This window comes from Streptomyces humi (assembly GCF_001005085.2).
GTDB classification, from domain to species: domain Bacteria; phylum Actinomycetota; class Actinomycetes; order Streptomycetales; family Streptomycetaceae; genus Streptomyces; species Streptomyces humi.
The window spans coordinates 102,872-126,318 of sequence record NZ_LBMU02000021.1 but is presented as its reverse complement, the minus strand read 5'-3'; the positions used below and the strand labels follow the sequence as shown (position 1 = coordinate 126,318).

The 23,447-nt window shown below is 70.7% G+C and carries 20 protein-coding genes; 11 read left to right on the top strand and 9 right to left on the bottom strand.

All coding sequences use genetic code 11. The features are described 5' to 3' along the window. Positions 1 to 89: 89 nt before the first annotated feature. A complete protein-coding gene (locus AAW13_RS08085; protein ID WP_046726485.1) occupies positions 90 to 1,424 on the bottom strand; it encodes a 3-oxoacyl-ACP reductase in 1,335 nt (444 codons plus the stop codon). A 76-nt stretch (positions 1,425 to 1,500) separates the two neighbouring features. Here AAW13_RS08085 and AAW13_RS08080 point away from each other — a divergent pair, with 76 nt between their 5' ends. Together AAW13_RS08080 and AAW13_RS08075 are read left to right on the top strand one after the other, a co-directional pair. Next, the gene (locus AAW13_RS08080; protein WP_046726484.1) at positions 1,501 to 2,784 is read left to right on the top strand and encodes an acetyl-CoA C-acetyltransferase; all 1,284 of its coding nucleotides are present in this window, start codon (positions 1,501 to 1,503) and stop codon (positions 2,782 to 2,784) included. A 285-nt stretch (positions 2,785 to 3,069) separates the two neighbouring features. After that, a complete protein-coding gene (locus AAW13_RS08075; protein WP_046726546.1) occupies positions 3,070 to 4,974 on the top strand; it encodes an AMP-dependent synthetase/ligase in 1,905 nt (634 codons plus the stop codon). 102 nt (positions 4,975 to 5,076) lie between these two features. Here AAW13_RS08075 and AAW13_RS08070 read toward each other — a convergent pair whose 3' ends face one another. After that, positions 5,077 to 5,775, bottom strand: coding sequence for a TetR/AcrR family transcriptional regulator (locus AAW13_RS08070; RefSeq protein ID WP_046726483.1), 699 nt, complete (start codon positions 5,773 to 5,775; stop codon positions 5,077 to 5,079). A 116-nt stretch (positions 5,776 to 5,891) separates the two neighbouring features. On the opposite strand from AAW13_RS08070, the gene AAW13_RS08065 reads away from it, so the two are divergent. Continuing rightward, positions 5,892 to 6,734: an NAD(P)H-binding protein gene (locus AAW13_RS08065; RefSeq protein ID WP_046726545.1), complete on the top strand. Its 843-nt coding sequence runs from the start codon at positions 5,892 to 5,894 to the stop codon at positions 6,732 to 6,734. A gap of 23 nt (positions 6,735 to 6,757) precedes the next feature. Here the strand turns inward: AAW13_RS08065 and AAW13_RS08060 are convergent, their stop codons facing one another. Both AAW13_RS08060 and AAW13_RS08055 read right to left on the bottom strand, forming a co-directional pair. Next, a complete protein-coding gene (locus AAW13_RS08060) occupies positions 6,758 to 7,396 on the bottom strand; it encodes a class I SAM-dependent DNA methyltransferase (RefSeq protein ID WP_046726482.1) in 639 nt (212 codons plus the stop codon). Between the two features lie 125 nt (positions 7,397 to 7,521). Next, complete coding sequence (locus AAW13_RS08055; RefSeq protein ID WP_003992177.1) at positions 7,522 to 7,725, bottom strand: cold-shock protein; 204 nt, start codon at positions 7,723 to 7,725, stop codon at positions 7,522 to 7,524. A 294-nt stretch (positions 7,726 to 8,019) separates the two neighbouring features. Between AAW13_RS08055 and AAW13_RS08050 the strand changes: the two genes are divergently transcribed. Beyond that, on the top strand, positions 8,020 to 8,868 hold the full coding sequence (locus AAW13_RS08050) for a menaquinone biosynthetic enzyme MqnA/MqnD family protein (RefSeq protein ID WP_046726481.1): 849 nt from the start codon (positions 8,020 to 8,022) through the stop codon (positions 8,866 to 8,868). Positions 8,869 to 8,927: 59 nt separating this feature from the next. Then, positions 8,928 to 10,820, top strand: coding sequence for a serine/threonine-protein kinase (locus AAW13_RS08045; RefSeq protein WP_046726480.1), 1,893 nt, complete (start codon positions 8,928 to 8,930; stop codon positions 10,818 to 10,820). 25 nt (positions 10,821 to 10,845) lie between these two features. On the opposite strand, the gene AAW13_RS08040 is transcribed toward AAW13_RS08045, so the two are convergent. Further along, positions 10,846 to 15,417 (bottom strand): FtsK/SpoIIIE domain-containing protein, encoded by a 4,572-nt coding sequence (locus tag AAW13_RS08040; RefSeq protein ID WP_046726479.1) that lies wholly within the window; start codon positions 15,415 to 15,417, stop codon positions 10,846 to 10,848. Positions 15,418 to 15,665: 248 nt separating this feature from the next. Here AAW13_RS08040 and AAW13_RS08035 point away from each other — a divergent pair, with 248 nt between their 5' ends. After that, positions 15,666 to 15,968: a WXG100 family type VII secretion target gene (locus AAW13_RS08035; protein ID WP_046726478.1), complete on the top strand. Its 303-nt coding sequence runs from the start codon at positions 15,666 to 15,668 to the stop codon at positions 15,966 to 15,968. A 67-nt stretch (positions 15,969 to 16,035) separates the two neighbouring features. Here the strand turns inward: AAW13_RS08035 and AAW13_RS08030 are convergent, their stop codons facing one another. Next, positions 16,036 to 16,728, bottom strand: a complete 693-nt coding sequence (locus AAW13_RS08030) for a hypothetical protein (protein ID WP_240528565.1) — start codon at positions 16,726 to 16,728, stop codon at positions 16,036 to 16,038. Between the two features lie 78 nt (positions 16,729 to 16,806). Here AAW13_RS08030 and AAW13_RS08025 point away from each other — a divergent pair, with 78 nt between their 5' ends. The 5 genes from AAW13_RS08025 to AAW13_RS08005 are packed head-to-tail and all read left to right on the top strand — an operon-like array spanning position 16,807 to position 20,208. Beyond that, positions 16,807 to 17,112 carry a hypothetical protein gene (locus tag AAW13_RS08025; protein WP_046726477.1) on the top strand — a complete coding sequence of 102 codons (306 nt, stop codon included), beginning with the start codon at positions 16,807 to 16,809 and terminating at the stop codon, positions 17,110 to 17,112. After that, a complete protein-coding gene (locus tag AAW13_RS08020) occupies positions 17,109 to 18,392 on the top strand; it encodes a putative T7SS-secreted protein (RefSeq protein WP_046726476.1) in 1,284 nt (427 codons plus the stop codon). The genes AAW13_RS08025 and AAW13_RS08020 overlap by 4 nt, the downstream gene beginning before the upstream one ends. A gap of 3 nt (positions 18,393 to 18,395) precedes the next feature. Continuing rightward, positions 18,396 to 18,983 carry a hypothetical protein gene (locus AAW13_RS08015; protein WP_046726475.1) on the top strand — a complete coding sequence of 196 codons (588 nt, stop codon included), beginning with the start codon at positions 18,396 to 18,398 and terminating at the stop codon, positions 18,981 to 18,983. After that, a complete protein-coding gene (locus AAW13_RS08010) occupies positions 18,980 to 19,648 on the top strand; it encodes a hypothetical protein (RefSeq protein WP_079178739.1) in 669 nt (222 codons plus the stop codon). Before AAW13_RS08015 ends, AAW13_RS08010 begins: the two co-directional genes overlap by 4 nt. Next, on the top strand, positions 19,645 to 20,208 hold the full coding sequence (locus AAW13_RS08005; RefSeq protein WP_046726474.1) for a hypothetical protein: 564 nt from the start codon (positions 19,645 to 19,647) through the stop codon (positions 20,206 to 20,208). Before AAW13_RS08010 ends, AAW13_RS08005 begins: the two co-directional genes overlap by 4 nt. Positions 20,209 to 20,355: 147 nt before the next feature. On the opposite strand, the gene AAW13_RS45525 is transcribed toward AAW13_RS08005, so the two are convergent. From AAW13_RS45525 to AAW13_RS07995, 3 genes are all read right to left on the bottom strand, one after another. Then, on the bottom strand, positions 20,356 to 21,051 hold the full coding sequence (locus AAW13_RS45525) for a hypothetical protein (RefSeq protein ID WP_143144988.1): 696 nt from the start codon (positions 21,049 to 21,051) through the stop codon (positions 20,356 to 20,358). 165 nt (positions 21,052 to 21,216) lie between these two features. Beyond that, on the bottom strand, positions 21,217 to 22,296 hold the full coding sequence (locus AAW13_RS08000; RefSeq protein ID WP_420855442.1) for a hypothetical protein: 1,080 nt from the start codon (positions 22,294 to 22,296) through the stop codon (positions 21,217 to 21,219). Beyond that, on the bottom strand, positions 22,293 to 22,964 hold the full coding sequence (locus AAW13_RS07995; RefSeq protein ID WP_071659473.1) for a hypothetical protein: 672 nt from the start codon (positions 22,962 to 22,964) through the stop codon (positions 22,293 to 22,295). Before AAW13_RS07995 ends, AAW13_RS08000 begins: the two co-directional genes overlap by 4 nt. Positions 22,965 to 23,447: the final 483 nt, after the last annotated feature.

Below are 23,447 nucleotides of genomic sequence, written 5' to 3'. Positions count from 1 at the left end.
CCCCGAAGGGGCACGAGGTCGTGTTCGGCATGCGGCTCCGCCGCGTGGGCGCGACCAGCCACGACGCGCCCGCGGCCGTCGGACGACGGCTACGCCCCCAACAGGCTCTGCCCACAGACCCGCACCACCTGCCCGTTGACCGCCTCCGACCCGGGCTGCGCCAGCCACCCCACCGTCTCCGCCACATCCCCCGGCACCCCGCCCTGTCCCAGCGAGTTCATCCGCCGCCCTGCCTCCCGGATGAACAACGGCACCGCGGCGGTCATCCTCGTCTCGATGAACCCGGGGGCGACGGCGTTCACCGTCACCCCGTGCTCGGCGAGCGCCCGGGGCGCGAGCCCCCGCACCAGCCCGACGATCCCCGCCTTGCTCGCGCCGTAGTTCGTCTGCCCCGCGTTGCCGGCGATCCCGGCGATGGACGCGGTGCCCACGATCCGCCCGCCGCGGTTGACCGCCCCGCGCTCCAGCAGCGCGTCCGTGGTGCGCAGCACGCTCCCGAGGTTCACGTCGAGCACCGAACCCCAGCGGTCGGCGGGCATGTTGACCAGCCGCCGGTCCCGGGTGATCCCCGCATTGTGGACGAGGACGTCCAGCCCGTCCGGCAGCGCGTCGGCGATCCGCGCCCCCGCGTCCGCGTCGGTGATGTCGAGCGTGAGCGCCTGCCCGCCGAGCCGTTCGGCGACCGCGCGGGCGTCCGCCTCCGCCGCCGGCACGTCGAGGACGACGACCCGCGCCCCGTCCCGCGCCAGCGTCCCGGCGACGGCCGCGCCGATCCCGCGCGCCGCACCGGTGACCAGCGCGGTGTGGCCCGCGAGCGGCCGTTCCCAGTCGTCCGGTACGGCGAAGGCGCCCGCGCCGACCTCGATCACCTGCCCGCTGACGTAGGCCGAGCGCGGCGAGAGCAGGAACCGCAGGGTGGACTCGGCGGCCCGCGCGTCCCCGCCGAGCCGGACGAGGTTGACCGTCCTGCCCCTTCCGATCTCCTTGCCCAGGGACCGGGTGAACCCCTCCAACGCCTGTTGCACCGCCCACTGGTGATGGTCCGTCGGGTCCGGCGGAGCGCCGAGCACCACGATGCGGCCGCTCGCGGCGACCGAGCGCACGACGGGATGCAGGGCCGCGTGCACCTCGCCGAGCGCTTCCACGTCCCGTACGCCGGTGGCGTCGAGGACGACGGCGACGGGGGAACCGGCGCGGGAGCCGGCGCGGGGGTCGGCGCCGGGCCGCAGGCCGGTGCGGGCCAGTACCGGCGCCAGCTCCGCGTCCAGGTCCGGCTTCCCGGCCGTCAGGTGCAGCAACTCGCCGGTGAAGAAGGGGCGTTCGGTCGACCACCGGACCAGTTCCGCGGGCTGCGGCAGCCCCAGCCGCCGGGTGAGGAATCGCCCGGGCGCGGTGCCGGCGAAGCTCAGATAGCGGTCTGCCATGTCCAGCCCCCACTTGCTTACTCTGGAGTAAGGTTACCGGAGGTAAGCCTACGTCACGGCATATGGAGAGGTCGAGATGACTGCCATGGGGTTCCCTCGTCGGGTCGCGGTGATCGGCGGCAGCCGGATTCCCTTCGCGCGCTCCGACGGCCCGTACGCCACCGCGTCCGACCAGCAGATGCTGACCGCCGCCCTGGACGGCCTCGTCGACCGGTACCGGCTCGAACAGCCGGGCTCGGTGGGTGAGTTCGTCGCCGGTGCGGTCCTCAAGCACAGCCGGGACTTCAACCTCGCCCGGGAGACCGTCCTCGGCTCGAAACTGGACCCGCGTACCCCGGCCTACGACATCCAGCAGGCCTGCGGCACCGGGTTGCAGGCGATCGTCGCGGCCGCCAACAAGATCGCCCTCGGCCAGACCGAGTCGGCCGTGGCCGGCGGCGCGGACACGGCGAGCGACGCGCCCCTCGGCGTCAACGACGACCTGCGCCGGATCCTGCTCGCGGCCCGCCGGGCGAAGTCCCTCGGCGGCCGGCTCGCGGCCCTCGCCCGGATCCGGCCCGGCCACCTCGTCCCCGACATCCCGCGCAACGCCGAGCCGCGCACCGGTCTGTCGATGGGCGAGCACGCGGCGGTGACCGCACGGGCCTGGGGGATCGGCCGGCACGCGCAGGACGAGCTGGCGGCGGCCAGTCACCAGCGGCTGGCGGCCGCCTACGAACGCGGCTTCTTCGACGACCTGGTGGTCCCGTTCCGCGGCCTGGAACGTGACCAGAACCTGCGCCCCGACTCCACGGTGGACAAACTCGCCCGGCTCAAGCCGGTGTTCGGCACCGCGGAACCCGATCCGACCATGACGGCGGGCAATTCGACCCCGCTGACCGACGGCGCCGCGCTCGTGCTGCTCGCCTCCGACGACTGGGCGGCCGAACGTGGCCTGCGACCGCTGGCGTATCTGACGGCCTACGAGACCGCCGCCGTCGACTTCGTACACGGTGACGTGGCGGGCGGCGAGGACGGCCTGCTGATGGCGCCGGCGTACGCGGTACCGCGCATGCTGGAGCGGACCGGACTGGACCTCGCCGCGGACTTCGACCTGATCGAGGTGCACGAGGCGTTCGCCTCCCAGGTGCTGGCCACCCTGGCGGCCTGGGAGAAGCGGGGGCTGCCCGCCGTCGACCGCGACCGGCTGAACGTCACCGGATCGTCGCTGGCCACCGGGCATCCGTTCGCCGCGACGGGCGCCCGGATCGTCGCCACCCTTGCCAAGTCCCTCGCCGAGAGGGAGGGTTCGGGACGGGGACTGATATCCGTCTGCGCGGCGGGCGGCCAGGGGGTGACGGCGATCCTGGAACGGCCATGACCTGTCCGTGCCGGGGCTAATGTGAGAAACCCTCACGTAACCTCCGGGAATGCACAGGCCCGGCCCCGTACCATCCCGGAAACCTCACAACGCCGCCACAGCGGCCCCGTACGCTCTCCTGTCTAACCGCCGGTAACCCCTTTCCGAGGTCCGGCCCCGGTGAACGCCTCGCCGTACGAGGCACGTACGTGATGCAGCAAGCAGTTCACCGCTGCACGCCCGAGGAGCCGCCCCGTGTCCACTTCGTCTTTCCAGAACACCGCCCCGGTCTCCTCCGGTGTCACGATCAACGCCGTCGACTACGACGGGAAGCCCGTCCTGGTCGAGCCCCTCGTCCAGCGGCTGGACGGGGCGGTGCGGGAGGCGTACGTACCGCCGTTCGCCCCGCCGATACGGCACGGCTCGCTCGCGGACCTGCCGTTCGAGAACGCCGAGCGGGAGCCGGACGCGGTGGTCCTCAGCCGCAAGCCCGCGGAGGGCGAGGGCCGTTGGGAGAACGTGACCGCGGCGGAGTTCGCGGCCCAGGTGCTGGCGGTGGCGAAGGGGCTGATCGCGGAGGGTCTGATGCCGGGCGACCGGATCGCGGTCATGGCCCGGACGACGTACGAGTGGACGCTCCTCGACTTCGGCGCCTGGGCGGCCGGTCTCGTGACCGTCCCGGTCTACCCGACCTCCTCCGTCTTCCAGACCCGGTGGATCCTGCACGACTCCGGCGCGGTCGCGCTGGTCACCGAGACCTCCGCGCAGGCCGCCGCGCTGGGCCCGGAACTCGACCGGCTGCCCGACCTGAGGCACCTGTGGGTGATGGACAAGGGGCACGTCGACCGGCTCGCGGAGGCGGGCGGTCACGTCCAGGACGCCGAGGTCGGCGTGCGGCGCGGCATGCTCGGCCCCGACACCCTCGCCACCCTCATCTACACCTCGGGCACCACCGGCCGCCCCAAGGGCTGCGCCCTCTCGCACGGCAACTTCTTCGCCGAGGTCGACAACGCGATCGAACTCCTCTACCCGATCTTCAAGGCGCGCAACGACGAGGAGGTCTCCATCCTCCTCTTCCTCCCCATGTCCCACGTGTTCGGCCGGATGGTGGCGATCGCCTGCGTCCGCGCCCGGGTCCGCCTCGGCCACGCCCCCAGCCTCAAGGCCGAGGACCTGCTCCCGGACCTCGCCGCCTTCAAACCGACCTGCCTGCTCACCATCCCGTACATGCTGGAGAAGGTCTTCAACACCGCCCGTGCCAAGGCGGAGGCGGGCGGCCGGGTCGCCGTCTTCGACCGCGCCACCGGCGTGGCCCAGCGCTACGGCGAGGCGCTGGAGGCCCGGCAGACCGGCACCGGCAGCGGCCCCGGGCGCGCCCTGAAGACCGCCCGCACCTTCTACGACCCGCTCGTCTACCGCCGTATCCGCACCGCCATGGGCGGCCGCGTCCGCCACATCATCTGCGGGGGCTCACCGCTCGGCCGCAGCCTCGCCGCGTTCTACGCCGGCGCGGGCATCGAGATCTACGAGGGCTACGGCCTGACCGAGACCACCGCCGCCACCACCTGCACCCCGCCGCTCAAACCCCGCCTGGGCACGGTCGGCTGGCCGATGCCCGGCACCAAGGTCCGCATCGCCGCCGACGGCGAGATCCTGGTTGCCGGCGACCACGTGCTGCGCGGCTACTGGGATCCCGCGGCGGGCGGGGTCGTCCCGGCCACCCGGGACGGCTGGCTGGCCACCGGTGACATCGGCGAACTCGACGACGAGGGCTACCTCACCATCACCGGCCGCAAGAAGGAGATGCTGATCACCGCGGGCGGCAAGTCGGTGGCCCCGGCCCCGCTGGAGAACTGGCTGCGCTCGCACCCCCTGATCTCCCAGGTGATGCTGGTCGGCGACGGGCTGCCGTACGTCAGCGCACTGGTCACCCTGGACCGGGACGGCCTCACCCACTGGCGGCAGATGCACGGCAAACACCCGGTGCCGCCGGAACTCCTGCTGGACGACGCCGAGTTGCGGGCCGTCCTGCAACGGGCCGTGGACGAGGCCAACAAACTCGTCTCACGCCCCGAGTCCATCCGCCGCTTCACGATGCTCCCGGTCGACTTCACCGAGGAGGCGGGCCACCTGACCCCGTCGATGAAGCTCCGCAGAGAGACGATCATGAAGGACTTCGCGACAGAGATCGAAAGCCTGTACGCCAAGTAGCCGACGCCGGTCGGTAGCGCCCCTGACGGGGGGCTGGGGTACCCCCGGCCGAAGGAACCGCGCGGTCGACCACGACGCTCCCGCACCCGGCCGGCCGCCGGCTCACCCCTCCTCGGCCAGCCGGTCGAGCCACTCCCGCAACAACTCCCGCTCCGCCCCGCTGAGCACCGTCTGCTCAGGAAGCCCGGCCCGCAACGCCCGCGCCGCACCGGCCGGCCCCGCGGCGCGCACCGCCGGTTCCTCCGTGGTGATCGCCGTGACCATCGCCTCCCGGAGCGTGGTCAGCAGCGCCGGGTCGCGGTCGGGCTCCGGCATGGACAGCCAGGTGAGGACGGCCCCCCGGGCCGTGGCGTGGATGACGTTCGCCGCGAGCGCCTCGCCGACGCGCAGCAGACCGCCGACGGCGAGCCGCCGGACCCGGCCGCGGAGGATCTCCAGACCGGTCCGGAAGGCGGGCGAGTCACTGCGGGCGACGTCGCCGTACATCAGGGAGTACAGCGCGGGGTTCTCCAGGCCGAACCGGACCGCCAGGTCCCAGCTGTCCCGCAGGTCCTGGATCGGGTCCTCGGGGTCCGGGACCACGCGTTTGCTCGCGAGGAACGTGGCGAAGCCGTGCTCGGCCACCGCCTCCAGCAGCCCCTCCTTGTCACCGAACAGCCGGTAGATCGCCGGGGGTTGCAGACCGGCGGCGACGGCGACCGCCCGGGTGGTGACGGCGTCCCGCCCCTCGCGCTCCAGCAGCCCGATGGCGGCGTCGACGACGCGTCGCCGGGTGTCCGTGTCACGTGCTTCCGAGGCCATGTATCAACGATATCGCGCTCTTGCTTCCGTCGTTAGTATCGATGTTACGCTGAAGCTGTTTCCGTCGATACCAGCGCCTGGTGTCGATGCTCTCACCGTGCTCACTGGAGGACATCGTGATCATCGTGACCGGAGCCACCGGACGGCTCGGCGGCCTCATCGTGGCTCGCCTGCTGGACCGGGTGCCGGCCGGACAGGTCGGCGTCAGCGTCCGCGACCCGAAGAAGGCACAGGCCCTCGCCGACCGGGGAGTACGGGTACGGCAGGGCAGCTTCACCGAACCGGCCGGGCTCGCGCACGCCTTCGAGGGCGCGTCCCAGATCCTGCTCGTCTCCGTCGACCGGATGGGCGAGGAGACCGTCCGGCAGCACCGCACCGCCGTCGGGGCGGCCGTCGCGGCCGGCGCCCGCCGGATCGTCTACACCGCGCAGATGGGCGCGAGCCCCGTGTCCCGCTTCCAGGCCTGCCGCGACCACGCGGCCACCGAACGGGACCTGGCGGCCTCCGGGCTCTCCTGGACGTCCCTGCGCAACGGCTTCCACGCGGCCAGTGGGCTCGACTTCCTGGCCCGCGGCCTGGAAACCGGACAGGTGGCCCTGCCCGCCGACGGCCCGGTGTGCTGGACGGCCCACGAGGACCTGGCGGAAGCCGCCGCCGTCGTGCTGGCCGACGAGGGCCGCTTCGAGGGGCCCACGCCGTCGCTGACCGGCTCCGAGGCGCTCACCTTCGCCGACCTCGCCGAGCCGGCCGGCGCCACCAGGACCACGGTGCCCGACGCCGACTTCGTCCGCCACCTGCGGGCCGACGGCGTCCCCGCCGAGACGGCGGACCAGCTCCTCGGCATCTTCACCGCGGCCCGCGAGAACGAGTTCGCGACCCCGGGCCCCGCCCTGGCGGAACTGCTCGGCCGCGAACCGGTCTCGATACGCACACTGCTCCGGGAGCGTCTGACGGCGTGATCCCGCGGTCTGGGCCCCGCGGGTCAGGCGACGGCGATCAGGAACGCCTGCGGGCTGGACTCCCCGAGCTGCTCGTCCGCCTCGCGCACGGTGCTGGAGTGCGGGGTGAAGCCCGCCCGGGCCAGCAGGGCGGCCATCCGCTCCGGGCGCCGGCGCTCGAAGTCCAGCGCCACCGGATGCCCCCAGGGGTCCTCGAACCGCCGTGCCACGTCACCCACCTGGAACGCGAGGAGCAGGTGGCCCCCCGGCCGCAGCACCCTCCGGAACTCCGCGAACAGCGCCGGCAGGTGATCGTCGGGGATGTGGATGGACGAGTACCAGCACACCACTCCGTCCAGCGCCCCGTCCGCGGTCTCCAGCTCCAGCATCGAGCCCTGTACGAAGCGCAGGCCGGGGTTCTCGCGGCGGGCGACGGCGAGCATCGACGCCGACAGGTCGAGGCCGGACACCGAGAGGCCGAGCGAGGCCAGCCGGCCGGTGGTCCGGCCGGGCCCGCAGCCCAGGTCCGCCACCGCACCCCCCGCCCCCACCAGCTCGGCGTACGTGGCCAGCAGGGCCCGTTCCAGCGGCCGGCCGGCGAGTTCCGCACGGAAGTGCTCGGCGTAGTCCTCGGCGATCGTGTCGTAGAAGGTACGGGTGGCGGCGAGGAAGTCTGCGGTCATGCCGGTGGACCCTAACGGCCCCCACTGACAACCCGGGGCGGGAAAGGCAGGAGCCCCGTCGCCTGACGGCGCGGGGCTCCTTGGGTACTGCACTCAGTCTGCGATCAGACTTGGTTTGTCTGGGATCAGACGGGGGTGACGTTCTCCGCCTGCGGACCCTTCGGGCCCTGCGTGACGTCGAAGCTCACCTGCTGGTTCTCCTCGAGGGAGCGGAACCCGCTGGCGTTGATCGCGGAGTAGTGGACGAAGACGTCGGGGCCGCCGCCTTCCTGGGCGATGAAGCCAAAGCCCTTTTCGGCGTTGAACCACTTCACGGTTCCGGTAGCCATAAGCCCTCCTTGGGCTCAAAAGGGTCGCCCTGCTCCAGAACCTGCAAGTGTGAAAACAAACTAAGTGCCGCACAACTGCATATGTCTGAAAACGACGAGAGCCCGCGGTTACATGCTCCGCAGGCTCTGTACTGCAAGGGAAACCAAACTGCAACTTGCGGCGAGCCTAGCATGTGGGCAGCCGAAAGCAACAGAGGCCAAGATCACGTCACCCGGACGTTTGAATGATCCCTCGGTTGCCTTGACGGCGGGGGCGGTCTCAGCACCGTACCTCATGGGGTCTAGTCTCGCGATGTGGACAATTCTCGCACCCGGCCGCGCGTCGGACACATCCAGTTCCTGAACTGCCTGCCCCTCTACTGGGGGCTCGCGAGAACCGGCACCCTCCTCGACTTCGAGCTGACGAAGGACACCCCTGAGAAGCTCAGCGAGCGGCTGGTGCGCGGCGACCTCGACATCGGCCCCATCACGCTCGTCGAATTCCTCCGCAACGCCGACGACCTGGTCGCCTTCCCGGACATCGCCGTGGGCTGCGACGGCCCGGTGATGTCCTGCGTGATCGTCTCGCAGGTCCCGCTGGACCAGCTGGACGGCCGCCGGGTCGCCCTCGGCTCCACCTCGCGCACCTCGGTCCGCCTCGCCCAGCTGCTGCTCGCCGAGCGCTACGGCGTCCAGCCCGACTACTACACCTGCCCGCCCGACCTCAGCCTGATGATGCAGGAGGCGGAGGCGGCGGTGCTCATCGGCGACGCGGCCCTGCGCGCCAACCTGCTGGACGGCCCGCGCTACGGCCTGGAGGTCCACGACCTCGGCGCGCTGTGGAAGGAGTGGACGGGCCTGCCCTTCGTCTTCGCGGTCTGGGCGGCGCGCCGCGACTACCTGGAGCGCGAGCCGGGCATCACCCGCGAGGTGCACACCGCCTTCCTGGAGTCCCGCAACCTCTCCCTGGAGGAGGTCGGCAAGGTCGCCGAACAGGCCGCCCGCTGGGAGGCCTTCGACGAGGCGACCCTCGCCCAGTACTTCACCACCCTCGACTTCAGCTTCGGCGCGCCGCAGCTGGCGGCGGTCACCGAGTTCGCCCGCCGGGTGGGTCCGACGACCGGGTTCGCGGCGGACGTGCAGGTCGCTCTGCTGGAGCCCTGACAGGCAATAGGCTGCTGCGTGGGCTCCGGGGGGTCCGGACTCTCTGGGGGGTGGGGCGCATGCAGCCGCTCGCGGGTGACGAACCGACGGCCGTGGGGCCCTACCGGCTGCTCGGCCGGCTCGGCTCCGGCGGGATGGGCCGGGTCTACCTCGGCCGGTCGGCCGGCGGCCGCACGGTCGCGGTCAAGATCGTGCATCCGCACTTCGCGCTGGACGAGGAGTTCCGGGCCCGGTTCCGCCGCGAGGTGGCCGCGGCCCGGCGGGTCGGCGGCGCCTGGACGGCACCCGTCCTGGACGCCGACCCGGACGCGCCGGTGCCCTGGGTCGCCACCGCCTACGCGGCCGGCCCCTCCCTGACGGCCGCCGTGACCGACGGCGGCCCGCTGCCCGCCCACACGGTACGGGCGCTGGGCGCCGGGCTCGCGGAGGCGCTGGCGGCGGTCCATGAACTGGGCCTGGTGCACCGGGACGTGAAGCCGTCCAACGTGCTGCTCACCCTGGACGGGCCGCTGCTCATCGACTTCGGCATCGCCCGTGCCACGGACGGCACCGCCTCGCTCACGTCGACGGGGGTGTCGATCGGCTCGCCGGGATACATGTCTCCCGAGCAGATCCTCGGCAAGGGCGTCACGGGCGCAGCCGACATGTTCTCCCTGGGGGCGGTGCTGGCCTACGCGGCGAACGGGCAGCCGCCCTTCCGCGGTGACTCCTCGGCCGCGCTGCTCTACCAGGTCGTCCACGAGGAGCCGGAACTCGGGTCGCTGAGCGGAGAGTTGCGGGCGGCTGCCGAGGCGTGTCTCGCCAAGGAGGCGGGCGGCCGCCCGGAGCCCGCGGAGCTGGCCCGGCGACTGGCTCCGGAGGGGGCCGCACGACTGATGACCGGCGGCTGGCTGCCCGGGGCACTGGTGGAACGGGTGAGCCGGAGCGCCGTACAGCTGCTGAACCTGGACGCGGCGGAGGCGGATCCGGCGGCCGGGACGCCACCCGGGGCGGCGGGCTCTTCGGCGGATGCGTCGGCGGGCCCCGCGGCGGTGTCGGCGTCCGGGGCGGCGGGTGCTTCGGTGGTGTCGGCGTCCGGGGCGGCGGGCCCTTCGGCGGGGCCGTCGGCGGTGCCGGCTTCCGGGCCGGTGGCGTTCAGCGCCCCGTCCGTCGGCGGGCAGTTCGGGCCGGCCCCGACGGTGCCGCCCGCGGTCGTACCGGCGGCTCCCTTTGCCGTACCGGCGGTGCCCTCTGCCGTACCGGCGGCTCCCTTTGCCGTACCGGTGGCTCCCTCTGCCGTACCGGTGGCTCCCGCGACCGTGTCGGTGTCGCCGGAGCCGCGTGACGACGTGCCGTCGGTGCCCGGGAAGGTGTCCGTGAGTGTCGCCGCGACCGCCGTACCCGGCGAGGGCGGACGCGGGCGCCGGGTGAGCTGCACGGTCGCGCTCGCGGTGGCCGGCGCGCTGGCGGTGGTCACCGTGGGGGTCGGGTTCCTGGTGAAGCCGTTCCTCGGGACCGGCGGCGACGGGCCGAGCAGTGATTCGGGCGCCGCCGCCACACCACCCTCGACCGCGGCCTCCTCGTCGTCCTCGACCTCGGCGTCCGCCTCCGGCGCGGGGGTGATCCCGGCCGGCTACCTCGGCACCTGGGAGGGCTCGGCCACCGCCCTGGACGGCAACCTGCCCGTCGGTACCTTCCGGGTCACCGTCGAACAGGCGGCCGTCGGCGCCGAGTTGGGCCGACTCCGCCAGACGGACCAACTGGGCGGGGTCTGTACGGACATCCTCACCCTGAAGTCGGTGACGAGGACGAGGCTCGTCGCCTCCTCGACCGGCGCCAAGGGCAACCACGACGGCTGCGACCCCGCCACGAACACCGTCTACCTGACCCCGGCCCACGGCGACCTGGTCTACACGTCGGACAGTTCGGCGGAGGGCAATCCGACGGCGGTGATGTCGAAGGCGGGGGACTGACGCCGGATCCCCCGCTCCGCCGCCGCTACTGCGGGGTCGTGACGGTGACGTGCTCCCCGCTGCCCAGGTGCAGCATGCCCTTGCCGGGCTGGATCGGCCCGCCGACCATGGCCCGGGTGGTCCGGATGCCGATCAGCTCGCCGGAGCCGGACTCCTGCGGGGAGAGCAGGATGCCCCGGCGGGCCTTCTTGGCGTCGACCTGCCAGCCGGAGAAGCCGTCGCAGATCTCGTCCTCGTCACCCGCGATGACGACGGCCAGACCCTCCTCGGCACCCCGCTCCACGATCCGCTTGAACACGTCCTCGGCGTCACAGTCGTCCAGCACCTCGGCGTCGTCCACGAGCACGACGACCGGATCGGCCGGGGTGGCCGTGTTCACCAGTTCCTCCAGTTCGTCCTCGTCGACGTCCCGTCCGGTGAACACCTTCAGAACGCCGTCCTGGCCGTCGAGTTCACGCAGCGGTGACTGCCGGGGCGCCGCGACGACGATGCGCACCCCCTTGGCGAGGTACGAGCGCGCGAAGCCCAGCAGGGTCGTGGAGCGGCCGGACTTGGCGGGTCCGCCGATGACGAAGGCGGGCACGCCCTGCGCCAGGTCCGGCCCGAAAGCGGTGAGTTCGTCGCCGCCGACCCCCACCAGGGCCCACAGCGGGGAGGCCGTCGTCGCCGGGTCCCGCATGGCCCAGGCGTCCTCGAAGGAGATCCGGCCGGGCAGCACGTCGACCCGGAACGGACGCCGGGAACGCGGCACGTCCGCGTCCCGGGCCGCCGCGGACTCGCCGATCGCGGCGATCGCGGCGGCCTGCCCCTGGCCGGTGGTGTCCGCGGCGAGCAGCGCGAACTGCGTCTCCGCGGCCGTCTCGCTGCGGAAGGCACGGCCCGGCGGGATCTCCTCCGGAACCTTGCGGGAGTTGATGTCCAGCATGGAGAAGTCGGCGCGGTCGGCGAGCCGCAGCCCGTACTTGTCCTCGGTGAGGGAGGAGATCCGGCCGGCCAGGATCTGCCGGTCACCGGTGAGGACGAGATGGATGCCGACGCTGGCGCCCTCCCGCATCATCACCATGATCTGGTCCGTGAGGTCACCGTGGTTCAGTTCGCCGAGGGTGGGCAGCCAGCCCTCCCAGCGGTCGAGCAGCAGCACGATGTGCGGCAGCCGCTCCGCCTCCGGCACCGCCGCGCGCTGCTCACCGATGTCCGCGAACCCCCGGTCGGCCAACAGCTCCTGACGGCGGCTCAGCTCGCCGGACAGGCGGGCCATCAGGCGCTCCACCCGCTCCGTCTGGTTACGGCCGACGACCGCCCCGCAGTGCGGCAGCCGGGTCAGCGCGTTGAGCGCGCCGTTGCCGCAGTCGATGCCGTACAGGTGGACGTCGGCACAGGAGTTGGTGCGGGCCAGCGAACCGGCGATGGTGCGCAGCACCTGCGAACGCCCGGTCCGCGGGGCACCGGCCACGATCAGGTGCCCGAAGGTCGCGAAGTCCACGGCGACGGCCCGGCGGGCCTGCTCGGCGGGCAGGTCCTCGACACCGTACGGCGCGGCGGGCAGCGCGCCCTGCGCCCGCACCGCCGGCACGTCGTCCAGCAGGAGCGTGTCGTCGAGGGCGGGCAGCCACGGGGAGTGCTGGGCCGGTACGGCGAGCGCGGTGTTGGCCTCGCGCACCGCGTCGACCAGCACCTTCAGGTCCGTGATCTCGTCGTCCTCCTTGGTCTCGGACTCGGGCTTGCGCAGTGCGGTCCGTCCGAGGTCCTGCCAGCTCAGCGCGCCGGCCCAGGGGGCGAGCGTGGCCGGGTCGGCGGCGCCCGGCCGCCGGCCGCCCACCCGCCCCGACTGGAAGGGCACCAGCGAGGCGTGCCCCAGCCGGACGTACGCCCGGCCCGGGGTGCTCTTCGCGATGTGCCCGGCGTCGGGCGCGTCGATGACGTCGGTCGACTCACCGGCGTCGGTCACGCGCAGCGCGATCCGGAGGTTGGTGTTGGCGCGGATCTCGGGGGAGACCACACCGGAGGGCCGCTGGGTGGCGAGGAGGAGATGAATGCCGAGGGACCGGCCCCGCTGGGCGATGTTCACGAGTCCCGTGACGAAGTCGGGCAGGTCGCGCACCATGGACGCGAACTCGTCGATGACGATGAGGAGCCGGGGCACCGGGGAGTGGGAGGGGTCTCTTCTGACGAGGTCCTGGTAGTCCTCGATGTCCTTGGCGTCGGCGGCGGCGAGGATGTGCTCGCGGCGCTTCAGCTCGGCGCCCAGGGACTCCAGGGCGCGCTCCACGAGATGGGCGTCGAGGTCGGTGACCATGCCCACCGTGTGGGGCAGCTTCACACAGTCCTTGAACGCCGAGCCGCCCTTGTAGTCCACCAGGACGAAGGTCATGTTCTCGGGTGTGTTGGCGACGGCGAGTGCGGCCACGATGGTCTGGAGCAGCTCCGACTTGCCGGAACCGGTGGTACCGGCGATGAGCCCGTGCGGCCCGTCGCGCCGCAGGTCGATGCCGAACGGACCGTCGTACGACTCCCCGATGACGGCCATGGTCGACTGCCCGCCCATCCGCCACCGGGCGGCGATCGCGTCCCGCGTGGGCGGCTCCAGCTGGAGCACGTCGAGCAGCCGGCTGGCGCCGGGCAGTGCGGAGTCCTCGGTCTCACCGCTGATGTCACGGAGCGGCGAGAGGGAGCGGGCGAGCCGGGCGCACCAGGCGGCGGAGACGAAGTCGGGCCGGACGCCCCGCTTGCGCAGCGCCCCGCTCTGCTCGACGCGCAGCCGCAACTCCAGGTCCTGCGGCGCCTGTTCCTCACCGGCGCCGGCCTGGGGATGCCAGGCCTGGAAGGAGGGGAAGCCGCCGGCCGCCTGCTGCGGTACGGGCGTCGCGGGCGCGGTCTCGCCCGCCACCGGTTCGGCGACGACGACACCCTGGCACTCCCCGGGCAGGAACCGCTCCTCCTCGTCGAGGCAGATGGAGCGGATCGCCACCCCCGGGCCCTCCCGGAGCAGCCGTACGACACCGGGCATGGACCGCAGCCGCCGCGAACCGTCCCACACCACCACGATGTCCGGGTCGGCGAAGGCGGGCCCGTCGCCCTTGTTGCGGCCGCCCTGCTGGAGGGCCTTCTGCCGGCCGTCGAGGAGCTGGGTGAGTTCGCCGACGCGGGCACCGACGGTCTCCGAGTCGGTGCCGATGAGCACGTTGACGTCCTGACCGCCGCCGGGCCGGGAGTGCGGCAGCCAGCGGACCCAGTCCCAGCGGGTGCCGGCGTCGTGGTCGGTGAGGACGTAGAACTGCACGTCCATGGGGCTGTGCAGGACGGCGGTCTGGGCGACCGCCCAACGCCCCAGCGAGTGCGCGGAGTCACCGGGTCCGGCGACGCCGACGACCCCGAGGTCACGCAGCGACAGCGCGACCGGGGCGTCCTCGATGTACCAGCGGACCTTGCGCTTGTGCTCGTCCTGCTCGGGGTCGTCGAGCTCGACCTCGGAGGGCACGCGGCCGGTGCCGAAGCGGATCAGCAGGTGGTCGGCGTCGGTGCGGCGCCGTTCCCACAGCCGGGTGCGGGGCCCGGTCCCGAACGTCAGCACGGCCGCCGGGTCGGGCACCGCGGCCCGCCGCTCGGTGCGTTCGGCGACCAGTGCCTCCTGGGCCTCCCCGTCGATCCGTGCCTTGTGCTCCTTGTACTCCTTGAGCTGCTTCGCATGGGACTTGCGCCCGTGCTTCTTGTCCATGAAGTAGTTGCCGAAGAGCATGACCGGGCTCATCAGCGCCATGATCAGGTAGTACCAGCGCCCGAACATCATCACGGAGACGACGGCACCGACGAGCGGCAGCACGGCCATCAGCCAGGGCAGCGGCCGGGCCTCGTAGTCACCGGGCGGGTTGGGCAGCGAGAAGTGCGTCTGCCGGTCGGCGGGGCGCAGCCGCGGGGGCCGGTTGTAGTCGAGTCCGGCACCGTCGTCGGACCACTTGAGGGCGGCGTTCGGGGGCGCGTACCCGGTGATCTCGAACAGACTGTTTCCGAGGGCGAGTTGGGCTCCGAGCGGCCAGTCGCCGTCGCTCTTGAACTCCTCCCCGTCCAGCTTGGCGTCCGCGGTGTGCGCCTGGACCTTGCAGGTGCCGTCGATGGCGATGGCGAGGGTGGCGGCGCGGGCGGGCAGTTCGGGATCCTCGACGCGGATGTGGGAGGCAGCCCCGGTGCCGATGTCGTACCGCCCGACACCGAGCCGGTGCACCGCGCCGGCGGCCGGACCGCCGGCGACCCGGAACTCCACGATGCCGGTGGGCTCGCCCATCAGGCAGCCGGCGGGATCGTGCAGGGAGACGACGACACCGTCGCGCAGCGGCGAGCCGACGACGGTGGCGGCGGGGTCGAGGGCGTACCCGTCGACGTAGGCGAGCGGACCGGACACCTGGAAGGGGGCGGGCTGTTGGCGGTGCGCGCCGATGGGGATGACCTGGGCGCCGCCCTCGTCGGCGGCGGGGTACCCGGAACCGACCTGCCGGGCCAGTTCCCGGGCGACGTCACCGACCGTCGACTCGGGATCCGCGTCGAGCACGACGTCGGCGGTGGCGCCGCCGACCGGATCGACGACCGTCAGACTCAGGCGCACGTTGTCTCCCCCTCGCAGGCCCGGCACATCCGCTGTGACCTTAGCCGGACCATATCCGCAGGGGCTTTCCCGGGTGCAACGGGATTGCACCGGTTCACGATTCCCTCGCACAGGGCCCCTGCGGTCACACCTCTCCCACCCGTAGGATCTTTGCTCGTGCGGACGGACGGCCATGTCCTGGCCACCGGTCCGCGCGACCGGTGCCACGGGGGAAGGCCCTGCGGCCACACGAACGGGAGGGGGCCGTCATGGCCAGCAAAGACACCGATCTCACATATGCCGAGATGGAGAAGGTCGCGGGCGACCTGATCAAGGACATGCACGAGCTCGAGGACAAGATCAAGAACGTGGAGAAGCGGGTCAGCGCCCTGGTGGAGAACGGCTTCACCACCCAGAAGGCGTCGGGCGCGTACGACGACTCCATGAAGGACTTCACCAAGGGCGCCACGAAGACGATCCAGGGCCTGCACGGCCTCTCGGACTTCCTGAAGAAGGCCAAGGAGGCCTACGAGCAGCTGGACGACCAGCTGGCGAAGCAGGCCAAGGGTTAGTAAAGTCCGAGGTCGTCGGACGACCGGGTGCGGCGGAGCGCGCGACGTGCTCCGTCGCACCCGGCTGTCAGGCCTCGGATGCCCGGACCCCGTCCGGCTGCTGATGGCCCGTCAGGTAGGTGTGGAGCTCGCTGCGCCACTCCTCGGTCTCCAGCCTGAGCCACGACCCGTCCTTGAACCGCAGGAGCAGTTTGCCGGTCTCGTGGGCGGGGAGCGGGTCGACGAGGACGGCGTCCCCGGCGGGGAGCTCCGCGACGACCTGCGTGAGGGCGTCCCGGCGGACGGACACGCGCCGGGGCGGGGCGGCCAGCAGGATCCGGTTCCCGGCAAGGGCGACCAGGCGTTGGTGGTGGGAGGAATGGCCGTACCACTGCAAGAGGAGCCGGCCCGCGGCTGCGTTCCAGTCGCCGTCGAAGGTCCTGTCGAGACCGAGTTCGGCGACGGCTTCGTCCCGCCGCTTCCTGTCGAGCTTCGCGGCGCGGTGCCGCTCCTGCTCCCCGGTCGTCGACAGCATGCGGCGCAGGGCCTCTTCACCCGAGGCGAGGAGACCGAAGAACTTGCCGACGTACAGCAGGGGCGTGCCGACGGCGACGCCGAGCATGCCGAGCGGCCTTCTGGACGCGGGACGCAGGGGTGCCGATCCGGCGGCCCGGTGCACGTCGGCCGGTGGTTCGGGGATCTTGCCGATGGTGCACCAGGCCGCCGCGTCGGGTGTGACGCCGAGCCGGTCCCGTATGGTGCGGTCGGTGCTCGTGGACAAACCCGTCCCACCTTCCAGGTCGTTTGTCGAAGGAAGCTTCGCGGCAGTGTCTCATGTCCATGATGGGGGATTTTTTCAATGGCGGACAGAATCAGGTACGACCTCGACATGATCAAGGGGTGTTCACGCACGCTGGGGAAACTCCACAACGAGTTTGACCAGCACGGGAATCCCTCGGACGGTTACGAGGACGAACTGGGACACGAAGGTCTGAAAGACGCCTTCGATGATTTCGGTACCACCTGGAAGAAGACGCGCAAGAAACTGTCGAAGGAACTCAAGAAGCTGGCCGACTACACCGGTGCGGCGGCCGAGAAGTACGAAGAGATCGATCACGAGTTGGCCAAGGCCATTGCCGAGAACACGGGGAAGGGCAAGAAGTGAGCAGGCGATCCAGTGACTGGCCGCCGTTGTGGGACGGGGATCCCACCCCGGGGGACCCTGACGAAGTCGCCGCTCTCGGGCGGAAGCTGCGGCAGATGGCCGACACGATCGACGAACAGGCCCGCGTGATCAAGGCGTTGTCATCCGTGGAGGGCTGGGACAGCGACGCCGGCCGGGCCTTCAACGAGATCGCCGACGGCGCCGGTGACCGGCTCAAGAAGGCGTTCGAGCGGTACGACGAGGCGTCCAAGGCGCTCGGCACCAAGGTGGCCGAAGGTGAATCAAAGGAATTCGCCGGCGAGTTGCACCGGGCCCAGAAGCAGGCCGACAGGGCCCTGGCGGATTACCGCGAGGCGAAGTCCGATCACGATCTCGCCGACCGGGAGGTGAAGAAGTTCACGGACAAGTACCCCGTCAGTCAGATTCCCGAGGCGGACCGGCCCGAGTACGAGCGCTGGGAGAAGAAGCGCGACGAGGCGCTGCACCGTATCGGGGGAGCGCGCAAGAAGGTCAAGGACGCCAGGGACATCTTCGACGACGCCGGAGACCGGGCCGCCCGCCATATCAAGGACGTCGTCCACCACGACGCGGTGCGTGACCCGGGCGGATTCATGAACTGGCTCGCCGACTGGGCGGACATGTTCTCCAACATCTCCGCGATCCTGTCCGTTCTGGCGGTCGTGTGTGCCTTCATCCCCCCGTTGCAGTTCCTCGTTCCCATCTTCGCCACCCTCGCGGTGCTCACCAGCGCCGCCGCCCTGGCCGGGCACGCCTACGACATGACCGTGCGCGGTGGGAAGGTCAACTGGCTGAAGCTGGGCACCGACTTCCTCGGCGTCCTGCCCGGTCTCGGCGCGCTCAAGGGCTTCAAGGCCGTCGGCAAACTCCGGGGACTCGCCAAGCTCAGGGCCTTCGGCAGGGCCGGTACCTGGGGTGAGGCTTCCCTGCGGGGGCTCGACGGCATCGGGCACAACTTCCTCAACGGCCTCAGCGTGGGGCTGACGAACAAGGTCCTCGCCCAGGGACTGAAACTCGGGCAACGGCTCAACGTCGGTGGTCTTCCCGAGAAGTTCGTACCCATCGGCGGAAAACAGATCACCGGTGTCATCAAGGGCAACGGTCTCGCGAGCGCGCTGCACCGGATGTTCAGCGGCGAGAACGGCGGGACCACCGGATACCAGGAACCGGAGACGGCCGAACCGGCTCCGACTCCCGGCCCGACTCCGTCCCCGTCGCCCCAGCCTTCGCCGAAGCCCTTCCACGCGGCCCTGGCCGCGTAGGGGATGGTCCGCGTGGACGACTCGAGTGACCTCGGCGAATGGGAGTTCGTCGGCCGCAGGGGCACGGATCCGGTGCGCCTCGTACCCGGCGGGGTGATCGCGGCCACCCCGGCCGCCAAGGAACTCGCCGAACGGTCGGGCGGCGAACTGCGCTTCGACTTCCTGGACGACCGGGCGGTCCTCCGGATGCTCCGGCTCCGGCACCGCGACGAGGTCGCGATGTTCAACGCCGGACTCAGGATCGGAGCACCTCTCGCGATCGTCGGTTTCGGCGCGGCCGTGTACGGGGGCGGAGTGGTCCAGTACTGGGCGTCGGCTACGGCACGTATCGCCTACGCGTCCGTCGCCACCGCGGTCGTACTGATCCTGCTCGCCGGCTACGTACGCACCGCCGCGGCCCACTGGGGAGACCCCGTGCGGCAGAACCTTCGTGCCCGGGCCCGGCGATATCGAGAGCTCGCGCATCTCGCGCGCAGGGAGGGGGCGGACGTACCCGCCCACTACCCGCACTACGGGCCGTATCCGTTCGCGGCCAGGTTCCACCCCGAAGCGGATGAAGCAGAGACCACCGATGGAGAAGGCCTGTCGTGAGCGCCATAGCAGCCGAGGAGAACGTCCAGGGCTCGATCGGTGGTCCTGGCATAGACGTGCGCTGGATCGTGCCGGAGGGGTTCTTCGAGATCCCGATGGAGGCGGAGAGCCTGGACGAGACCGCCGAGCAACTCGTCGAGCTGGCCCGCGCCGTGATGCCGGAGGCCACCTTCGAGGTGCAACTTGAGTGGGCGGTCATGGTCGCCGCGCACTACGACTCGTTCGCCGAGGCCGGGATCCAGTACTCCGGCTTCGTCATGACGGAGGTGGACGGGGAGCGGTGCACGGCGACCGTCACCGTCAGCATGATCGACCTGGACGAGAGGGCCGGCCCCCGTCCCGTCGGGTTCCTGGGCTCGACGATGCGTCACCTCGGCATGGGGCAGGTCAGCGAGATCGCGCTGCCCTGCGGCCCGGCCGTGTCCTGCATCGGAACCCGGAAGGGGAGCATGCCCGGCAGCCTCACCGCGTCCGGTGCCGACGAGCCGGTGGTGACCTCCTTCATCCAGGTCCAGATACCGCTGAGCAACGCCACGGTTCTGGTCCTGGAGATGGGTACGCCCACACCGCGGGCCTGGGACGTGTTCTCGGCGATGTTCGCCGGCGTCGTGAAGAGCGTCCGCCTGTTCAGTGATGCGGGCAAGCCGATGGTGATGCCGGGATGACCGCGAAGCCCGACGTCACGGCACCGCCCAGGGACTACCGGCTCCTGGTGCCCCGGGACTGGTTCCGCGTCGACCTCACCCAGGACCGCTGGCGCGCCCAGCTGAAGACGTTCGTGGACCACCAGGCCGAGGGCAGGAACGTTCCCGCCGAGCTCAAGCAGGAGACCTGGGCGACCCTCCGCAACACCGCCGAGGCCGCGGTCAGGGCAGGTGCGCTGGAGTTCTTCCTCAGGCCGGAACTGGAAGGCGGCGGCATCCTCCCCGCCTCGCTCCTCGTCTCCCTGGTACCTCGGCGCGGAGGGCCGGCCCCCCGCGAACTGGAGAACGCGCTCGCGGCCGAGCGGCGGGGGAACGCCTCCGCCACGGAGGTCTCGACCGTCGTCCTGCCGGCCGGCGAGACCGTCCGGGTCCTCGGCCCGACGACGCTGGACCTGTACGTCCGGATGCCCGGTGACGTCGGCTACCTGGTCCTGGCGTTCGCGGTGCCGCTGAGCGGGGTGACCGGACCCATGGGCAGACTCTGCGACTCGATCGCGCAGTCACTGCGGTGGATCACGTGAGACCCGGGCGCCCCGGGCCTACAACGAATCCTTCGATACCCGAGCCGCCATCTTCGTCGCGACTCCGGGAGGAATCCTGCCCATCCGGCCCTCGGACTTCGAGGTGACCGACGTCAATTCCGTTCTGGATGTCGTCCTGACCGTCCATCATGGAGAAGTGGAGTCCCGGGGTCTTTTCTGGAAGGATTTCCACAGCGTGTAGAGCAGCTTGCGCCGTTGTTCCTCCAGGGACGGGGGATCGGTGATACCGGCTTCCTTCGCACGCCGCCAAGCTGTCTCACTCACCGTGGGCGGCTTGGTGCCGTCCCTTCCGAGATGCAGATGCTGGGGACGCACAGTAAGCAGCCTCCGAAGGCCAGGCGATGCGACCACGCAGGCATACCGCGGATCACCGGCGAACGTAAACCCGGCTGACCTGGCCTCCTCAACAGCGCGCTGCCAAGACCTGCCCGTGCCGTATCGACGGAAAGCCACTTGGACGTTCTTCTGTGGTTTATCAGGGTCAGGGAGGCGGAAGTACTCGATGCCTGCGGGGGATTCCACCCCTAGTGGAGGACAGTGCTGCCAGGGATATGCCTTCAGTACGGCTCTCATCTTGCCGAGATGTTCCCAGCGTACGGAGGCGAAACCGATCCCCACCGCGATCACAAAGACCACGGGGAAGGAGAAGGCGATCGCGAGGGGCTTGCCTGTCCAGTTCTCCGCCGTTCCGAGGAACGCTGCGAAGCCCAGAAGGCAGAAGATCCAGAAGAACAGGCCCGTCAGCGAGCGGCGGCGTTCTTTCCGCCAAGCACGGGCAGTCGCCGCATCGGCGAACGCCGTCTTGGGTACGTCGTCGGTCACTGCTCTACCTTCCCGGTGAGGTGCTGTGTTCCGGCAGGGACTCCGTCCGCGGCCCGTAATCATCCTGGAAAAACAACACTGGCTCTGACGCTATTCGAGCCACTCCTGGGTTCGGATCGCGTCGGCCGTGGGGCGGCCTGAAGGGTGCAAACCGCCCGGGCCCGATCAGCGGTTGACGGCCTGGATTTCCTGGACTGTGACGTCCTGCGTCGTCCCGAAGGTGCCGTTGGGCAGGTCTCCTCCTGCGCCGCCGGTGCCCGCCCAGGAGATCTGCCAGGTGATCGTCGCCCGGAGCTTGAAGACACCGTTACCGGAAGAACGCAGGTACCTGATTCCGCAGGGCGGTGTCCTGCTCGCGTCTCCCTTGGCATAGGGCCTACCGATGGAGCCGTCGGCGTTGATGGCGCACTCGCCTGAGGCGGGGAAGGTCTCGGCGTCCGCGGTGCCGGGTTCCAGTTTGAGGGAGACGGGCTTCGCGGTGGTCGTGGCCCGGATGGCGAAACCGGGGACGTCGAGGGCCGCCGTGGCCTGGACCTCGTCGAAGACAGCCTTGTCGAGCCAGGCCCAGGTCGGCAGGTTCACCTTGGTGGTGGCCTCAGGGGCGAGGGTCACCTTCGTGTCGGGAAGCTGCATGCGCTGGTACGCGAGGGCTGCGAGGATCCGCGGGGTGACGGCCTCCTTGTACCGGGCCGGCGGGGTGTCACCGTTCTCGACCCAGAAGGGGAGTTCGTTGCACGAACTGCGCTTGAGGATGTCAGGTTCGTCGGGGTTCTCGACGGCCGCCCAGAACATCCCCTCGCCGTCCTTGTCGACGTTGTAGTCCTTGTAACCAGGGGTGTCGGTCCAGCCGTAGTCGTCCTCGTAGTGGCGCTGCATCTCGCCGATCGCCGCACCCGCCGTGCCGCCCATTCCGGGCGTGTTCTTGGCGCTCTCGATCTGCGTGGACATCTTCTTCTTGAAGTCCTTGGCACCCAGGTACGGCGCGTACCAGCAGGGCGGAGGCGTCCAGTTGACGTCAGAGGATGTCACGTTCCCGGCGCTGCCGTCCTTGGCTACGGCGCCGGAGTACTGGATGCGGGCGGCGGCGTAGACGGCGTTCGAGTCTCGGCCGCCTGACTGCTCTGTGTCGGCGCCCTTGCCGGTACCAACGCCCGTTGCCGCGTGAGCGGGGCCTGTGATGACGAGGGTGCCGAGAGCCAGCGTCAGTGCTGCAGTGGCGAGGAGTGGGCGGCGGGCTTCCCTCACTGGCACTTTGTCGCCCCCGTCTCGACATACACCTTGGACGCCTGCCACAGGTCGGTACTCGTGGGGTACTTGACCATGATGATTTTGAAGTAGTCGAAGTCCTTGATGCTGGGATCGGTCTTGAGGACCTTCCCGGTCTTGGTCTCCTTGCCGTAGAACTTGCTCGAGTCCGAGCAGAATGCCACCTCCACCGACTTGCCGTTCGTGGCGGAGCGTGTGGTGGCGTCGTAGTGGCGCCGGGTGCCGATGACCGTCCAACCGCCCTCGATATAGGCGTTGATCTGCGTATCCGCGTACTTCAGCCCACCGTCGGTGGCGTACGTGGCGACGGCCGCATCCTTGGTCGTGCGCTTGTCGACGCCTCGATAGATGGCGCGGAGGAAGTTCGCGGCATCATCCATCGCCGCTGCCTCGTTTGTGTCCTTCGGCTTCTTCCAGTCGAAGACCAGGTTCACGTCCTTGGGCAGCGACACGTCCACGCCGTCCGGCTTGTCCGCCGCCGGCGCTCCCGAAGCGGATGCCGAGGCCGTCGGCGTCCTCGTCCCCTGGTGGGCTCCGGCGATCTTGTCGTTATCGCTTCCCTCGTCGTCCCCGCCGCCGCAGGCGGTCAACAGCAGTGCTGCGGTTGCCGCCAGCGCGGCAACGGCGGGCAGAGTACGGCGCTTCACAGTGAACTCCCCGTGAGACAACAGTCCATTCAAGAGGTCCGACGCTATCGGGGAGCTTCCCGGTTTCGCCAGCGCGAACTTCGCTGTGAATGGTGATAATCCGGGGCGCTTGGCGTGCTGGAGGGTGTGACCTGTGTCCTGATCGTGCCTGAATGGATGACATCGTCGGCCGCGCTTGAGTGCCGTGTGCGTGGCGCCGTACGGCGGGAGTTCCGTTGCGTTACCGCCGCACCTTGCTGCTCGGGCGGGGCGCACGGCTGGCATGTCGATGTGTGAGGCACTACGCGAGGCGGATGTCGGCGTAGCGGACTTCCGTGTATGACGACATCGGGTCGTCCAGCACCTGGCGAGCGTGGGCAAGGACGTCGGTGCCGGTGGGAGCTGGGTGGCCTCGATGCCCAGGCGGACGGAGGCTGGGGCGTGCGCGTTGCCGCTTGCCTATCACCTTCGTCGTCGAACAGCCGACTGTTGACGCACCGGAAG

Coding starts and splice junctions, on each gene's coding strand:
- AAW13_RS08005 (WP_046726474.1), top strand. CDS start 19,645: ATGACCGCGAAGCCCGACGTCACGGCACCGCCCAGGGACTACCGGCTC.
- AAW13_RS08045 (WP_046726480.1), top strand. CDS start 8,928: ATGCAGCCGCTCGCGGGTGACGAACCGACGGCCGTGGGGCCCTACCGG.
- AAW13_RS08085 (WP_046726485.1), bottom strand. CDS start 1,424: ATGGCAGACCGCTATCTGAGCTTCGCCGGCACCGCGCCCGGGCGATTC.
- AAW13_RS08055 (WP_003992177.1), bottom strand. CDS start 7,725: ATGGCTACCGGAACCGTGAAGTGGTTCAACGCCGAAAAGGGCTTTGGC.
- AAW13_RS08070 (WP_046726483.1), bottom strand. CDS start 5,775: ATGGCCTCGGAAGCACGTGACACGGACACCCGGCGACGCGTCGTCGAC.
- AAW13_RS08035 (WP_046726478.1), top strand. CDS start 15,666: ATGGCCAGCAAAGACACCGATCTCACATATGCCGAGATGGAGAAGGTC.
- AAW13_RS08060 (WP_046726482.1), bottom strand. CDS start 7,396: ATGACCGCAGACTTCCTCGCCGCCACCCGTACCTTCTACGACACGATC.
- AAW13_RS08015 (WP_046726475.1), top strand. CDS start 18,396: ATGGTCCGCGTGGACGACTCGAGTGACCTCGGCGAATGGGAGTTCGTC.
- AAW13_RS08025 (WP_046726477.1), top strand. CDS start 16,807: ATGGCGGACAGAATCAGGTACGACCTCGACATGATCAAGGGGTGTTCA.
- AAW13_RS08080 (WP_046726484.1), top strand. CDS start 1,501: ATGACTGCCATGGGGTTCCCTCGTCGGGTCGCGGTGATCGGCGGCAGC.